At 41.9% G+C, this 16082-nt stretch carries 15 protein-coding genes; 1 reads left to right on the top strand and 14 read right to left on the bottom strand.

From position 1 onward, the window contains the following. The first annotated feature begins 1 nt into the window (after position 1). Positions 2-316, top strand: coding sequence for a CcdB family protein (locus AACX38_RS12500; protein WP_228864445.1), 315 nt, complete (start codon positions 2-4; stop codon positions 314-316). Positions 317-538: 222 nt separating this feature from the next. Here the strand turns inward: AACX38_RS12500 and AACX38_RS12495 are convergent, their stop codons facing one another. From AACX38_RS12495 to AACX38_RS12430, 14 genes are all read right to left on the bottom strand, one after another. Beyond that, positions 539-1960, bottom strand: coding sequence for a hypothetical protein (locus tag AACX38_RS12495; protein ID WP_228864444.1), 1422 nt, complete (start codon positions 1958-1960; stop codon positions 539-541). 3 nt (positions 1961-1963) lie between these two features. Further along, on the bottom strand, positions 1964-2305 hold the full coding sequence (locus AACX38_RS12490) for a hypothetical protein (protein WP_228864443.1): 342 nt from the start codon (positions 2303-2305) through the stop codon (positions 1964-1966). A 2-nt stretch (positions 2306-2307) separates the two neighbouring features. Then, positions 2308-6099, bottom strand: coding sequence for a hypothetical protein (locus tag AACX38_RS12485; RefSeq protein WP_228864442.1), 3792 nt, complete (start codon positions 6097-6099; stop codon positions 2308-2310). A gap of 129 nt (positions 6100-6228) precedes the next feature. Continuing rightward, positions 6229-7026 carry a hypothetical protein gene (locus tag AACX38_RS12480; protein WP_228864441.1) on the bottom strand — a complete coding sequence of 266 codons (798 nt, stop codon included), beginning with the start codon at positions 7024-7026 and terminating at the stop codon, positions 6229-6231. Between the two features lie 5 nt (positions 7027-7031). Beyond that, positions 7032-7505, bottom strand: a complete 474-nt coding sequence (locus AACX38_RS12475; protein WP_228864440.1) for a hypothetical protein — start codon at positions 7503-7505, stop codon at positions 7032-7034. A gap of 89 nt (positions 7506-7594) precedes the next feature. Continuing rightward, a complete protein-coding gene (locus AACX38_RS12470; RefSeq protein ID WP_228864439.1) occupies positions 7595-8152 on the bottom strand; it encodes a hypothetical protein in 558 nt (185 codons plus the stop codon). After that, positions 8149-8649 carry a hypothetical protein gene (locus tag AACX38_RS12465; RefSeq protein ID WP_228864438.1) on the bottom strand — a complete coding sequence of 167 codons (501 nt, stop codon included), beginning with the start codon at positions 8647-8649 and terminating at the stop codon, positions 8149-8151. Before AACX38_RS12465 ends, AACX38_RS12470 begins: the two co-directional genes overlap by 4 nt. Before the next feature lie 23 nt (positions 8650-8672). Next, positions 8673-9317 carry a hypothetical protein gene (locus tag AACX38_RS12460; protein ID WP_228864437.1) on the bottom strand — a complete coding sequence of 215 codons (645 nt, stop codon included), beginning with the start codon at positions 9315-9317 and terminating at the stop codon, positions 8673-8675. Continuing rightward, on the bottom strand, positions 9317-9982 hold the full coding sequence (locus tag AACX38_RS12455; protein ID WP_228864436.1) for a hypothetical protein: 666 nt from the start codon (positions 9980-9982) through the stop codon (positions 9317-9319). Before AACX38_RS12455 ends, AACX38_RS12460 begins: the two co-directional genes overlap by 1 nt. 10 nt (positions 9983-9992) lie before the next feature. Further along, positions 9993-11546 carry a hypothetical protein gene (locus AACX38_RS12450; protein ID WP_228864435.1) on the bottom strand — a complete coding sequence of 518 codons (1554 nt, stop codon included), beginning with the start codon at positions 11544-11546 and terminating at the stop codon, positions 9993-9995. Positions 11547-11552: 6 nt separating this feature from the next. Beyond that, positions 11553-11891 carry a hypothetical protein gene (locus AACX38_RS12445; RefSeq protein ID WP_228864434.1) on the bottom strand — a complete coding sequence of 113 codons (339 nt, stop codon included), beginning with the start codon at positions 11889-11891 and terminating at the stop codon, positions 11553-11555. A 55-nt stretch (positions 11892-11946) separates the two neighbouring features. Then, positions 11947-13548, bottom strand: coding sequence for a hypothetical protein (locus AACX38_RS12440; RefSeq protein WP_228864433.1), 1602 nt, complete (start codon positions 13546-13548; stop codon positions 11947-11949). 363 nt (positions 13549-13911) lie between these two features. Beyond that, positions 13912-14685: a carbon-nitrogen hydrolase family protein gene (locus AACX38_RS12435; RefSeq protein WP_228864432.1), complete on the bottom strand. Its 774-nt coding sequence runs from the start codon at positions 14683-14685 to the stop codon at positions 13912-13914. Positions 14686-14698: 13 nt separating this feature from the next. Next, positions 14699-15442 (bottom strand): SDR family NAD(P)-dependent oxidoreductase, encoded by a 744-nt coding sequence (locus AACX38_RS12430; RefSeq protein ID WP_228864431.1) that lies wholly within the window; start codon positions 15440-15442, stop codon positions 14699-14701. Positions 15443-16082: the final 640 nt, after the last annotated feature.

The following is a 16082-nucleotide window of genomic DNA, read 5'->3' as shown; positions in this document are numbered from 1 at the left end:
TATGCAATTCACCGTTTATCGTAATACTGGAAGAACCACTATTTATCCTCTGTTACTGGATGTAACAAGCGACATTATAGGGCAGTTAAACCGCAGAATTGTTATCCCACTATTGCCTATTGAAAAATATCCGGATAACAATCGTCCAGATCGAATGATTCCACTTGTCAGACTTATAGACGACAAAGAATATGCTGTAATGACTCATGAGCTGGCAAGTATACCTGTTCGTTCCTTGGGTACTGAATTTTGTGATGCTACGCAATACCGTGACCGGATTAAGGCAGCAATGGATTTTATCTTTGATGGTATTTAAAAAAATCCATTGTACTGAGTTTTCAAGATTTTCAGGAACTGAACAAAAAACTGGATACTCCGTTTAAGGGCGTGTTTTATTTGCACCAACTAAGACTCGATCTGACACTACCATAGGATAGCGTCATCTCAAATCGCAGTTAATACATTTTTTATTATTTAGTGCATTGTGTAAGTACTAAATAGGGACTCAAAGAATTCCTATTTAGTATCTTATAGGTATCTAATAAATACTTAATCTTGCGTTGGTCGTGTAGCTGATATTGAGTTGTTTCATTGTTGCATCAAGATCGATGTATATCATTTGCTTTAGATTTTCAGGCTCGAAATTGCCCGCCATTTCAATATAAATATCGTCTTCACTCTCAAAAATGTTAAGGTTATTCATTATTCGGTAAAGGTCTCGCTTTAACGCCTTAGGTTTCCTGTTTACTGTGTCTTTGCCGTAATTCTTCCAAAGAGCATCACTAATCAGTCTTTGGGCTTCTGACAAATTCACACTTCTGAGTAGCTTTCCCGTAATTTGGACAGTAAAAGAAAGCGCTTCGACAGGGACATTTTGGTAGTGGCGATTAAACTGAGGAATATTCTCTAGCATATATGCTTCAATTTCAGTTCCAATGTTTGGATTATTTGGAGCATAGACGCAAACAAAGATTTTATTCACATTCTCCAGCTTCATTTTTCCATCTATCTTTTCTTGTTCTGTTTCTCCCCAAATATGACCCCAAATAACTTCAGGAAAATGCTGTTTGATGAAAAAAAGATAATCGTCATCCCAAACATGGTTATTATCGTAAAGCGGATAATATAAGGCGTTACGGCGTAACTCATCTGTCTTTTCACGAGGTAAACCACCTGTAAACAACGATGCTGTTTCAAATTCTATCCCTTCAGCATCATCAACAGGTGTTAACGTCTGGTTGGGCATTAGCTTTGTATCGCCATCAGTGAGCCATAATTCGATTTTAATCTTAGAGTCTTTTGTTGGGATTAATCCAAATATATTGTTACCAAAGCGAATTCCAACTTGGTCCGTATGAGAGTAAAATTCATCAAAGACCTTTTCCATGCGGGAATTGCGAAAGCGTGTAGTGGGTTGCCATTCTTCATAGCCACTACCCATGTCAACAAGTACACGAAATTTATGTAGATTGATACTGATTTCCCGACCAAATTCAAATTCAAGAAAAGGTTGTTCTTTTTCAACTAAAAAGTTCAGCTCTTGAAGTTTAATTTGACGGCCATCAACAATTACCTCATTGTTAGCCGGTATCAAAACCGACTCATTAATCATGTAGTAAACCTGATCTTCTGAAACGATAGGGTAATGAGCCATTACACTACATTCGTGGTTGAGTTTATTGATGATACGAACTTTTCCGCGACTTGGTGTGGCTTTTCTGGGTAAATATTGGCGATCTTCTGCTAGTGCCAAAATAGAACTACGGTTGTATGCAGTACTCAGATAACCTTCTTGATTCGCTCGTTCTAACTTATGTAGCGCATATTCAAGTGCGAGGTTTTGGAACGTATTGATTCCTTGAAGAACCTGGCTGTCTGCCAATGCTTCAAGTGCCGGTTTCTTGCGGATAATATCAGTAAAAGAAGCAATTGCTTTGGTCTTGTTTTCAAGATTACTCATGTTCTACCTTAGAGAAACATTATTAGTGAAGAGACCGTATTGGTGTGCGATTGCTATTCGGCATAGATCAATATCAGGGAATGTCACTCTTATCCCTTTAATCACTACTCCCTGTACATCTCTGGGTGATTTTTCGACTATCGCCATTTCCAGCATGACTGCATCATCTTCGGTCTGCGCGCAAAACTGAAAAACGCCAAGGTTATGACCCCAAGCCGGGTTATCTGCAATGGTATGTTCGGCATTGGCAAACCATTCTTCAATATTGTTGTTTAGGGCTTTACCATCTAATGAAACAGCCAATCCGGTACTGTTTACATTCAGAAGGTGGTTTAACTCTTCCATCACTAGATCCTGTCATGTGCCATTAAAACAAGTGTCTTATCTGTAAATTCAGTCTGAATGGGCGTAGGAACCGATTGATTACTGGATTTAGACACAGAATAGCCAGACCCGGAAGATGAGGCATTAACACCGCTTTGTTGTTGCTGGGTTTGGTTCATAGCATCAATAATTGCTTTACCTAGTTTTTTTTCATCAATCTTGGCTAAGACTTCTTGTTTTTCCGTGTGAGTTTCTTTGTTTTTAACGGTATTAAGAGTCGATTGAGAGTGAGTAATCTTTGGTAATGGTGTTTTGAGCTGCTCGGGTGTCACAGAAAATTGTGATGTTGGATAACCTTGATTCTCAGCTATTGCTGTTTCTTGGTTTGGTTGTACCTCTCTTACTGATGCTTGGGCTACCTGAGCTGTTTCGAGCTGACTTAATGATTCGCTTTTATTATTGCTTTCTTTAAAAGAGTGTTCTGAGCTGGTTTGATTCTCTTTAATAGTTTGAGCTTCCCTTTCAGCTCGAGTTTTACCGTCCGTTCCTTCCATTCGGTCACTGACAGCCTCTCCGACAATATCACCACCTTTACTGCCCAACCATCCTCCGACTGCTGCACCCAGTAGGCCTCCAATGAGTGTACCGACAACAGGCACCACAGAACCTATAGTAGCTCCCATCGCGGCCCCTGCACTGGCTCCACCTAAAGAACCAGCTGTAGTTGCACCTACCTGAACGGCTTTTTGTGAACCAGTGAGATCCTCTCTGTCTTTTATTTCATTGTATTTAAAATAACCCGTAGCTAAAGCGGCTACTGGCGCCGCTGCCCGACTAGCGACTGAGCCAACGGTTTTCAACGCTCCTCCTGCTACTTTACCAACACCAGTGTTAGCAAGTGCTCCTGTCGCGTTTTTGATCCCTTGAGCTACCTGTCCTAATTTTGTTGTTGGGGTAGTCTTTGGCGCTGTTATAGCTGAACCGCCTGAACCTTTAAAGTGGTCAATAAGAGAACCAAATCGACCTTTAGGTCCTTTGGTTTTTCTATGCTTGCCTTTGCTCTTCGTTTTTTCGTCTTTATTTCCAAACATGTCAGTGAATTCTTTGACGCTGCTCATTAAAGAGCCGCCATTTCCTTCACTACCAAATTTCTTTTTCTCTATGGTCCTTATTAGTTCTTTGTGTTGTTTTTGGGATTGAGAAAGTTGTTTATCGAGCTTCTCCTCAATAACATCATTGCGATGACTTTTTTCACGTTCTCTAACCACATTGGCTGAAGTGACATTGGCATGGTTTACAGTGTGCTTATTTTTTGTGTTTTCAGCATAAGGGATCGCTGATTTTATCGGTTTACGATGTTGCTGAGTTTCAGAGCTAAGTGAAGAATTTCTTCTACGGTTGTCGGTATTTTTTGAGTATCTATTTTGTATTGATTCAGTATTTTTTATATGTTTGTCATTATGTTCATTCAGGTTATTTTGTAACTTTGAATGTTCACTGTTTTTATCTATAACCAGCTGATGTGAAATATCGCTGTTGGTCTTTGAATTCAGCTTTTCGCTACTATGGCTACTGATAAAGTCTGTAGTTTTTTTAGATTTTTCACTTTCATTAGAAAGAGTTTTTTCTTTTTTATAAGTGTTTTTTTGATGCTTAATTAATACTGATTTAGTATTTTTTTTATTTTCTATACTCTTCTGATTGTCCCTAATAAGAGCGGGTTTTACTTGTGTGTGAGCGTTAGTAACAAAATGACTGTGTGCATCACTTTTTGGGTCTTCAGAGAGAGTGTCAGCTATAGAGGATTTCTTCTTACCACGAGTTTGGTGACCACTTTTATGGTCAATATGACTTGCTTGTTCAAAGAGCATCCTCTCCTTTTTAGAAGTACTGTTTTGATGCTCAAGTGATACCGATTGAGTATTTAATCTGTTCGCAGTATTTTTCTGACCATCCAGGAATGGTGTAAGTTCTGCCTGTGAATGAGCTACATTAGCTGAGTGGTCATATTTATTACTCTTCTGTGGCTTAGACTTCCCTTCAATAGCTGGAACATTTGTTCCATAATCAAACAGCTGACTATCATGATGATCTGTTTCTCCAGAAAAAGAATTTGTTTTCTTATGAGTGTCATTTTGATACTTAAAAGATACTGACTGAGTATTTAATTTATTTGCAGTGAGCTTCTGGTTTCCCTGAAGAGATACAGGTTCTGTCTGTGTATGAGCTATTCCAACTGAACGCTCATGCTTTTCACGTTTCTGGTCTTTAGGCGCAGCTTCAGTAATAGAGAACTTTTTTTCTTTATTAAACTGTTTATCGTATTTATTATCTCTTTGGCCAGAAAGAGTATTCACCTTTCCTGAAGTGTTGTTCTGATACTCAGAAGATACTGATTGAGTGTTTTTTCTGTTAGCTACACTTGTCTTGTGTTCCTGAACAAATGCTTGTTCAGACTCATTAATAGAGTGATCAGGTTTTTTACGTTTTTGGTGTTTGAACGAAACTTCAATAGCAGAGGAATCTGTTTCATTACTAGAGTGATGAGCTTTTTTATAACTGTCCCGACTGTCTACTTGGGTAGAAAGAAGAGGTTCTTGTTTGTAAGTGTCACCTTGATACTTAGAAGATACTGTTTGGGTATTTGAATTATTTTCTACACTCTCCTGATTCTCTTGGATAGGTGTAGACTCTGCCTCACTAACAAAGCGTCCATGCTTATCACGTCTGCGACCTTTAGATTGAGTTTCAGTATTAGGAATGCTTGTCTCACTATTAGCATGATTGTCATTTTTATTATTGGCTTTCTTGCCTGTTATTTTTTTAAAAACTTTTTGGCCAAGTGAACTCTTTTTTACATCATCAAACGCTTCTTTGACTTCTTTTGCGGCTTCCCAAAGTGGACCACCGATTGTTGAACCTATTGCATCAGTAGTTTTATCGCCAACCTTCATTTTTTCTTTTTTTGCTGAGAAATTCTTGACCACATCACTGACTACTTTTATTAGCCCTGAATTTTCTCGTTTTTCTTTTTGCTCTCGTTGAGCTTCTTGGCTTGCAGAGCCTTGTTCTCTATTTCCTGAGTGGAGATCTAATTCGGGCTGATTTTTCGCGTTTCTTTTCTCTGAAGCAGGCTGATGATTCCTTTTATCATTTTTTTTGCGCTGATCTTTTTCTAGTGCAGAGTTAAATTTGGTTTGTGATCTGTCTGATGTATTTTGAAGTGATGATTCAATTTTACTATTTTGATGATCGCTTATCTCCACTTGGCGGCTATGTCGCTCTGTACCCGCATGTTCTATGCTTTCTTTGTCTTTGCTCGCTAATGTGTGATTGAGAGTTGTGACTGCGCTGTCGCGTTCAGTATCACGGTTACCATTTGATACCGTATTAGTATGCTTCTGTTGTACTAATTGACTATTATTTGATGCAGTGGTCTCTGCATGCTTACTTTTACTTTCTGCTATACGATCAGGTTTATGATTACCAACCTTTTCTGATGTTTTGGTGTTTTGGTTTTTATATGCTGAATCGATACTTTTTTTATATTTAATAGGTGTTGATTCGATATTATTTTGATGCCTATTAGATGCTAATTCAGTATTTATATTACTGGGCTGAACGGTAGAATTTGCGTGTGCTAATATTCCTCGTCGCAGGATGGCTGACGTGTTGGATTCAATTTGATCAAGAATGGAGAGAATTTTGAGCTGCAAATCCTCTTCAGGTTGTTGCTGTTTATCTGCTATCTGGTCTACAGATAGCAATTCTTCTGGATCTACGACGATTTGCTGTGGGGTTTCTTTGATAGTCACAACTGCCCTACCTTTCTGTAACGTTTGTGCATAGTTAATATACGGCTTCGTGGAGAGCAAAGCAGACTATCGATCGGCTGACCGGCATCAAGGGACAATTCATTAAGAATGATGTCCCAGGAGCTACTACTATACTCGCGGAATCCGGCTGTAATTCCGAAAGGGAAGCAACAACTCAGTTGTCACCTCCTTGCTTTCGTTTTTCCTGATAGTAGGGCAAGTGTGAAGTGGTGACCGCAACATAACTTTACCGTCTTCGCTGGTCTTACTGGGTAATCCATGAGTCATTTCATTAACTGCGGCATCTACGGCTTTGGTTAGTGCAACATACTTAGTTTCAGGAAGTTCCCGGAGCCAGTTATTCAGATTAGCTTCCCGACGAGCCGCATTTTTTTCATGATCGTCAGACAGGTATAATTTCGCTTTGAGTTGATAAAAGCGCATCTCGGCCTTTTTGCGAGCAGCGGCTGGAGACTTATTATCTTCGACCATCAGGGATAAACGCATCTCTTCTAATTCTTCCATATGCTTGCCGGTGAGCGGTGAAACCATTAGCTTACGATTCTCAAAAACCAATTCACGGCAGGCCATACCTTCGATTTCCTGATAACCTTCGGCTAAATCGCGCATATCAAACTGATGTGTGTGTGTTTGCTGGCAATGAGGACATTGATAGTCCAGTTCTACATATGTATCTAAAGTCGTGTGGATCCAGTACCAAAATAGCCCAAGCCGGCGATCTTCAGCTGTCCAGTCCCGGCTATCAATAAAACTGGCCTTATCCTGAATAGTGTTGAGGAATTTTGTTGTTAATGCTTCTTCGTGTTCCGGTACTACATCGCAGAAATCCAGGCTTTCAGCTGTCGTAGCTTCACGAATTAAAATTTGTTGTATGGGTTTACTTGGCAGTGAAAAAGGTGCAAACATGATCGTTATATTCCACTTCTAAACTGAATTACGGTGAGTGGAAACTCTTTGAAACTATGTTCTCCATAGCTTTGAGTCACATCACCTAACTGAACAGGTGCAACTGAATAGGTTTCGGAAAGCACTTCATCGAACGCTATTCCTTTGTGGATTAGCGTGTATTTTTTCCATTCTCGGATCCACTTAGTGTCTGGGTTTAATGGTGGATTTACTGTGCCATCAGGGTTGGCAACTTTAGCGCCCCATTCAATAAACCACTTATGTATACGTTCATCATCATGATCACGTACAGTCATTGAAATAGAGACTGGCATTACACCAGTTGGAAATTGAAGCTGGTTTACGCCGATTTTAATAGCGTCATACTCCAGTTCTATTGGCCCATATGTGACATCTTTAACAAAAATATCAAAGTCTAATGGCTGCTCTTCAATTTCGAGTTTAAATTGCCACTGGTGCTGGAAATGGGTACGGACCATTTTTTTTACCAGTATTTTTTCGCGGTTAAAATCAGTGGCCATGTTGTGTATCGTCGATAGTGATTTCACTTTTTTGCATGGGTACTCTCTTAAAGCAGCATAGAAGGCATCAGCAGATTGCCAGACTCTTCCATTTGTTCTTCCAATAATCGCTTGCGTTCATACAGCTCTGCAATTTGTGGGATACCATCAAGAGGCAATCCAGCGGCACTGCGTGAATACATCTCACGTTCAGCATTCGGTATTTCTATTAAGACTTTGAGGTACTTTTGGAGTAATCCGGTGATATGGTTTGGCAACTCGTCTTGGTCTAAATCGTACTGACTAATCGCTTCCAGATACTGAATATTGAAAGGTGCTCCGCTGTAAGCGGTGGTAACGACATTCAATTTATCTTCATCAAGTGTTACTTCATGCCACACTTGGTCAACATCGTTTGCTGTCACTATGGTCATGAAATGCGGTGGTATTTCAATACCACCGGCTTTTTGTTGGTTCAACGTGATAGTGATGGACCGGATAACCCCCGCCCTATCCTGATACTCGTTAAGCGCCTGTATCAGCAGAGCTTCAAGCTTGTCTGGCTCATCATGATACAGTGTCACAAACTGGCTCTTGACGCGCTCTAATAGGGCGTTGGGTGTCATCCTGCGTAACCTCCAATACGTTCGAACCAGTTGTACTGGAATGTCACTGGAATACGCACTGTGCCAGTACGGTTTTCAGTATCAAGGTCAGCTGGGTCGGCGGCAATCATGACGTCTTCGAGCACGTAGCCTTTTTCGTCGATGTCTTCACCATGCAATACAACTTCAATGTTAACGTACTCCTTGTTGTCGACTATTTTAGCGATGGTTTTGAGAACGTCCCCTCGCTTAATCTCAACAATTTGTACTGCCATATCGCCGTCACGTTTAGTTGCACCGTATTGACGAAAACCTTGCCCATATTGCCCCTGGTCTTCGACGGGTTCACCGCGTTTTTCTTCAGGAAGTTGAGCCGTGCGAATTAACGCTGATATATCTGGATATTCACGAATGCGCACCAAAAAATCTGATGCAACTGCACGTTCACCTAAAGCGACGTTCTTCTTGTGGGCCTGTCGTAGTAGATTGACATTCCCTTTAGCGTTAGGTACAGCCATGTTTAGCTCCAATAACCCTATAATTAACCATATGTTGACGCAATCTGAGAACGATTGAGCATAGCCTCAGACTGAATCATTAATTGCACATCAGCTTTCATGAGATAGCCATCACGACTTCTTGGACCGTCTAAAGGCACTGATAGACTTTCGATAACACAACCACTCAGTACTACATTTCGTCCAATATTGATCATGATTGAACTTGGTGTTCGACCAACTGAATTGCCATCGCTAAACGGATTTCCTATTGGAGACATCGCATTCACTTCAGGAGTGAACATGTGCTCCAGTTCCATAATGGCATCCTCAACTTCAGCTTTCGGATTTGAGAGCGCGTAGAGAGAAAGCACAATAGGAAATGTATGCGGCTGGTTTCCTTCCCAGACCTGACGGCTTGAGAAGGTTACGACAGAGGTCATACCACTGGTAGAGTCAGTTATAGCCCCTGTCTGTAAGACGCCACCTACTTTGCTGAATTTAGAACCAACAGAGTCATTCTCAAACGGGCTGTTCCAGTTTGCATTTAGCTCCTTAGCAGTTCCTTCGCCAATCACACCAACAACACAGGTGTTACCCTGCTTAATCCAGCATTTGAGGTATTGACTGACTTTCGGATCGTTGTTTCCAACAGTCCGTGCGCCTGTAGATTGCCACGTTTTTGCCATTACATATTCCGCTGACGACGAACTTTCATTGACTTGGCGCGTCTGCGTCGAGCTGCTGAATTGTTTGCCTTGCTGCGGGCTTTCTTCAATGCGGCTTTTTGAGCAGAAGAAAGTCGCTTTTTCTTCAGTGGCTTCTTAATGATTTTGACTTTGCCATCACGGATCACTCGCTGAGTAGCATCAAGAATAAGTTTGGCTTTTACTGCATATTCTGAAATCAATTCATCATCTGATTTCTCATTATTTGCCAGCTTATCATTCAAGTATCGATGTAATTTTTCACCGGCTTCTTCGCTTTCGTCATCAATAAATGTCTGAACATTAGTGATATTAGCACCCAGCTCGACCAGAGAATCAGCAGCCATCGTCAGAATTTCGTTAAACAACTCTTCTTCAGGTTCTGTAACATCATCGTCTTCATCCATATCCAAAAGACCAGCCACGATAGCCTCAAAATTTGAGTAACTCGCGTCACTGTCTTCCAGCCAGGTTAAAGCCGCAGCCATGCTATTGGCACGAATCTGCTTTTCTGCTAAATCATCGCTTGCTTCGTCCAGAATCTGCTCTGGAATTTGATACTCAGTGTTAGGTTTTACAGCTGGCATAAAGCCAGCTGAATCAAACACAGGATCGCCGTTACCATATGGATAACCCGTTCCCCACATATTTACTCCATTACGCCATCAGGCGAGGTTGAATTGCGATACGACGTGCTACGCCAGTCTGTGCGTAAGCGACTTCAATGTGCCAGTAGTCAACATCCACTTGTTTGAGCGTGATACGGTACGGGTTTTTCCCATCTTTATTCGGATTTCTAGGCTCTACGAATGCACCAGCTTCATAGCGTTTCTTACAGATATCGTCCGCTAGGCGCTGAAGGTTTTTAGACAGGAAACCATCTGGTTCAAACTGAATTGCCGCCGCAGCCTGTAGAAATTCGTGACATAAGTCATTGAGGATCGCGGTTGTGTGTTCAAAACGTAGATAATTTTGCTTGTACCAGATATTAAGGCAGTCATTGATAATTTTACCTTTTGATACAGGATTGATTCGTGCTTTCACTAACTCTGTTGGCTGCAACTTACCGGTCAGATGAAGAGGTTCAATGCCTCTGCGGTTAATTGTTCCTCGCTTCTGACCTGCAGCAGTAAAATGAGCGCCTTTGACTGCTGCATGACCAGTTGGTGTGGCGAAACACTTAGCTTTTGCCGCTGTAGCCGTACCGGATATACCCCAAACACTTTTACCACCGTACCACTCATCTGTGGCTTTGTATGGATAGTGGAAACATGACGCCTGATAAGATTCAAGATTCGCATCTTCAAGCCATGCTTTAGCAGCAACTTCAGTTAACCAAGGTGGCACGTCAAAGCGGAATTGAGCCAAACGACCATCGGCAATAGTGATCATGTGGGAAATAACTGATGGCTCATAGTTACCCGCTGCAAATGACAAATTGAAATCAATGTCGTCAGTTTTGAGTAGATCCCACGCTTTCTTCCAATTATCCAGCGTTGGTTCACTGCCATTGGTACCACCTTCGAAAGTTTCCTGACACGCCTTTACAAGAGCAAAATGAGTATTTGTAGCCAATTCTGCACGAAAACGAGAATCATGCTCTTCGAGAACATTAGGAAGATAAGCTGTTAAGCCTGAATCATTGACATCATCAACATCAATACCAACCACATAGTTTTCCCCAGTGATTGCTTGCCATTCACCAGAGAGCTGCTCTTCAAATGACAGAGTGAATCGTTTGGTCTCGGCATCAACATCGCTGATCACAAGACGGCGTTTTGTCGAAGGATCACCATCAATAGGATAAACAGCTAACCAGTGCCCACCCGTTAAGCTAAGAGACGTACCATAACTGTGGGCTGATTTCATGACTGCTGTTTCAGAGGTAGCAGGCAGTGCAATGGATGGGTATTTTGCATCATCGGATACGACACGAACGGCATAACAGTACTGTAAATCATCGAGTGCATCTTTCAGATGACGTAAACCTTCTGCTTTTGTCCCCTGGTTCATTGGCAGAGGACGGCCTAAAGTTTCTTCCCAATCATTTGCAGTAACTTTAATGATTTTGCCAACAGGGCCTTTTGAGGCAATTAGAGCACACGCTCCTACCGCCACATCTCCCCCGTTCGTAGTATAGTTGTTATCAATAGGCGGCAGGACAGAAATTCCTGCGGCTTGAGTAACGAATTTGCTGATCATTCCAGACATACTGAATTACTCCGCTGCTTTCATTTGTATTTCCACCCACGGCTTATCAGCAAGAGCAGATTGCAATGCATCCAGCTCTTTTTTGTTTGTCGTGATTTGGATTTCTTGGCAGTGGCCTTTGATCGCAAGAATGCTGCCATCCTCACGTAAAATTTCGTGGCCTGATACGCTGTTGTTCTTCACAATTACGACCAAATCACCATCAGACACAGAGACTTTTGTATCACTCATATCTGCTGTATTAGCTGAATTGGTGCTGGTATCTACCGGCTCATCCATTGATACAGCATCAATACTATTTGTTGCGCCAGTGTTTTTTGGTGTAGTCGTTTTTTTTGCTGTCATAAGTCATCCCAGTTGAATCAAAAAGGAAGGAATACTGCTATCTGTCTTTGACGTGCTACGACTTAGGAAGAAGACGTAACCACATGAACCAATCACGGCCGTTATGCGGGTGCAGATCACGATAAGCCAGCTCATACAGCGTGTTTTCGTGCTTAAGGCCACGACCTATACTGTGTGCGTAGTTAATTGCTGAAATTGCATCACCGGCAACATAACCCGCGTCACCATGCTCACGACCTTTCGCATAGCACATAATTGCCCAAGGATCGTCCATATACGGATCTTCTTTAAACTTGTAGCCAAAAAGAGTGCCGACATAATGAGGCTGTGGAAGTTGGCGATAGTTAGGGGCATATACCAGATGAGGAGCACCGATTGATTTCAGGATACGAGCCGCTTCCCGACCAGCAACCAGGCCAACCAGACCACTACGTTTGGTACGATTGAGCAATTCTGTTGAAATCGCCAGAAGAGTGACTTGCAGTGCTTCATAGTGTTCACGGAAGGTTAAACCACTAGGGATTGCCAGATTGAAAGTTTTTTCACCCTTCGCATAGAAATACATGTCATTAAGGCGCTTACGGTCTTTTTCCGCTGCCAGCAGGTTACGTGCTGTAGCCAATTGCATACTGGCAATATCAATATTGTATTCACGCTTACCAGTGAACTGAGATTGGATAGAGTTGGAGCTAGCAAGAGCTGATTCATGCGGGAATAGTTCATAACTCATCATCTCGTGCTCAATAGTTGGAATCAGAGATGGATCTTTTTCAATTGAAATATCTGCAATAGTATGGATTTCAATACCGTTCTTAGGCGCTTTTGAGAACTTCAGAGCCAGCTGGCCAACCTGATAATTGACAGTACCAGTAAAAGTGACAGTGTCATTATCAGCATCAACGAATTTGCCAAAAATGCCGCCTTTAGCGTCATCACCACCAACAGGAATACGGTCAACCAAAATACGAACCTTGCCTTTAACAAAAGGCATTGCCTTAGCTTTGCTGGCAATATCAAAAGCAAATTCGATTTTTGAGCCGTCACCGCTACCGAGCAGATGGCGTTGATCCATTGACGAATATTGACCGTTGAAATCAACGTCAATCAAATCGCCTTCTTTCAGGTCACCAAAAGTTGAACCAGCAACACGATTAATTCTGAAAATTTCGGACTTGTTATAGTTTGCCGGAATGTGAGTCACCATATCGTTGGTGACCATCATTAACTGGACAGGCACAACCAGAGCGACCATGCGGTTACGTTGAATAATGCCTTCAGATGAACTCATAGAACCGTCCCCCGCACTATCTAAGATGGCGCGAAGATGTTCGTTAGTCGTATTGGGATCCAGCATGTTAGCAATGCTGTTTTGCATTGAAGACATCAGCTCAGCTGATGGCATTTCTCCATGAATGGAGTGATAGTGCCGAACCGCATTAGCCGCTGTTCCTGCAATCATCGCACCTGATTCGCCGGCGGCATCAAAGATAGAACCTTCTACACCTTGACGAATATTTTCATTGCGTGTCGCGCTATCGGCAATGATTTCACCGTGACTCATTTGAGGCGCAATGATGGTTTGTGCCAACTGAGTAGCATTGTTGTTAATTTGCGCGACCTGTGCTTGGTACGCTTCGGTTGAGCTAGGAGTTCCCATTGCCTTTTCCTTATTGGATATGCGCACCGTCATTGGTGCACCAAAATAGGGTTATTCAATGAAAGGCTAACAAGAGCGCTAACAGCCAGCACCTACACAAAAGTTTTAGTTATCGGATCATTGCGAAGAGCATAAATAAAGGTCTGGGTTTTTTACGGTTGAATTGATGGTTAGCCTCTCACAAGATAGTGTGATATACCGATGCCACGGGAAGGGCGGTTTGTCGCTGGGGTGCGGGAGATACACCGATTGTCTATTTAGTTTGGTACATTTTGTGTATCACTGTCAGTTTGCTCCCCAGCAAATATTAACTATCCGAGAAAGCCTTATTGTTTTCGTACTATTGAGATTCCGATCATAGCCTTAGATATGAATAACTTTAGGAGCAGGATTAGTGCTTCTTAGTTTGGCAATGACTACGCATGCTCCAGCTTCAGGAGCTTCAATAATAAGCCTTCCATTTTCATCCCAAATTGCACTCTTACCAATAGCATTAAAGCCACCGGAAAGGCCGCTATAATTTGCCATTACAACCGCCATACCATATTTCTTTGCGTAGTTTTGTAGTTTAGCAGTATCGTCATAATAACCGCCTTCAGTAATCAAGACGGAGCTTAAATAAGCAGATGCTCCCATTGTTGCAGTGTTATGTGCATGAGCGGCAACCCCTGTATCCGCACATATAGCCAAACCCAAAGACTGTCCATGGCATTGAAAAACTTTTACATCAGAGCCGGGCGTAAAGAATTTGTCTTCTCCTGGATGCAAATATATTTTGCTATACTGAAAAACGGGTGTATCCGGGCTAACAACAAATATCCCAATCTGGGGTTTATTCCCTTCAGTATTCACTGGTGCGCCAACAATAATCGTTATGTTATATTCCCGAGCCAATATCCTAAATGGTTCTAAACGAGTATCTGCATCAGTGAACGCTAATTCTTTTGCCAAATCATGCTCATAGCCCGTTAGGGATAATTCCGGAAAAATAATCGCGTTAGCTTTCTCGGAAGCGGCTGCAGATATCAGTCGTTGATGCATCCGCGTGTTTTCCTCAACATTTCCACTCACTGGGGAAAACTGAGCTGCAGCTATTATGAAATTGCCCTGCATAATATGTTCCTTAATAAATTCCATATGTACTTCAACCTTAGATTGAAGCTCCCCCGTCCATGAATATATCTTGGCCAACAATGTACGAAGCTTTGTCTGATGCTAGCCAAACTGCAGCATTTGCAATCTCTTCGGTTGTTGCAACACGCTTTGATGGATTAGTTGCAGATATGCGGGCATCACGGCTTACACGATCTTCACCAGCCCGATAAGAAAGAGGGGTATCCACAGGGCCGGGACAAATGCAATTTACTCGAATACCATGCTGGATTACTTCAAGAGCTGCTGTTCGTGTCAAGCTACTTACAGCGGCTTTCGAGGCTGCGTAAACACCCATGCCGGGCCGAACGAGTTTAGCACCAACGTTGGAACCAATATTAATAATTGCCCCACCTCCTGATTGTTTCATTTTTTTTATTTCATGCTTAAGACAAAGCCAAAGACCGAAAACATTCGTATTTAAAACGCGAGAGAAAGATTCTGAATTAATCTCATCCACTGCACCGGTGACTACTATCCCAGCTGAGTTTACTGCAACATGCACTGTACCGAGAGCTTGAAAGCACTCTCTCACTGCGCTCTCGTCCGTGATATCGATGGCCACGGTTTGGACAGATTTTGCAGTTTGTGAAATGAGAGCAGCCGTTCGTTCAAGTTCATTATGGCGGCGTCCAAGGAGTACAAGACTGGCTCCAGTAGCTGCAAATGCGACTGCTGTACTACGACCGATCCCAGACCCTGCGCCAGTGATTAGAACGGTTTTTTCTGAAAAATTGTCCATAGCGGCTCCTTATGTATGAGTCATTGTATTGAAAGAGTAGAAGATAATATGAGCTATTCTATTATCAGCTGGTCAAGAAAAATGGAATAGTATTGAGATAAAATAGGAGGAAAGTAGGTTAAATTTTTATTCTTTAATTTACACAACAATGTTTTAGCAATTAGGGAGGTTACTGAATACAAGGTGTTAATCCCAAAAATTAAACTCTTATTGACATATAGAGCTTATTTGTCATTTAAAGCAATATATTTAGGGGTTTCAAAAAAACGAATTAATAGTTCTATTCGATATTTTCTGTTAGGAAAAATAGTCACAAGCACGTCTAGATACGTAAGCCTATCACCACTATCATTTTCAGAAGACGACTGCACAAGATTGCTGTCCTGCAAACAAACGTTAGTCGGTTATGCTGGATAATGATGTGTAATTAGTGATAATCGGACTGATTAGCGGACATGGTATTAACCGGTTATGAGTGGGTATTAACAGTAATGAACAGTTGGCAGCTATGTTGCTAGCCAGTCACAATCCTAGTACTACAGCCGTGATCCATATTGTGTCATGATGACTCTCTATCTTCCTAACACCAAGGGAGGTGTCCTATGGCCTCACCTGTCAATCTCTGGGAACAGGCGCTTCG

The sequence above is a fragment of the Xenorhabdus sp. PB30.3 genome, assembly GCF_963895965.1.
In the GTDB taxonomy this organism is placed as follows: Bacteria; Pseudomonadota; Gammaproteobacteria; order Enterobacterales; family Enterobacteriaceae; genus Xenorhabdus; species Xenorhabdus stockiae.
The sequence above is the reverse complement of the archived record's forward strand: the minus strand, read 5'-3'. Positions and strand labels throughout refer to the sequence as shown.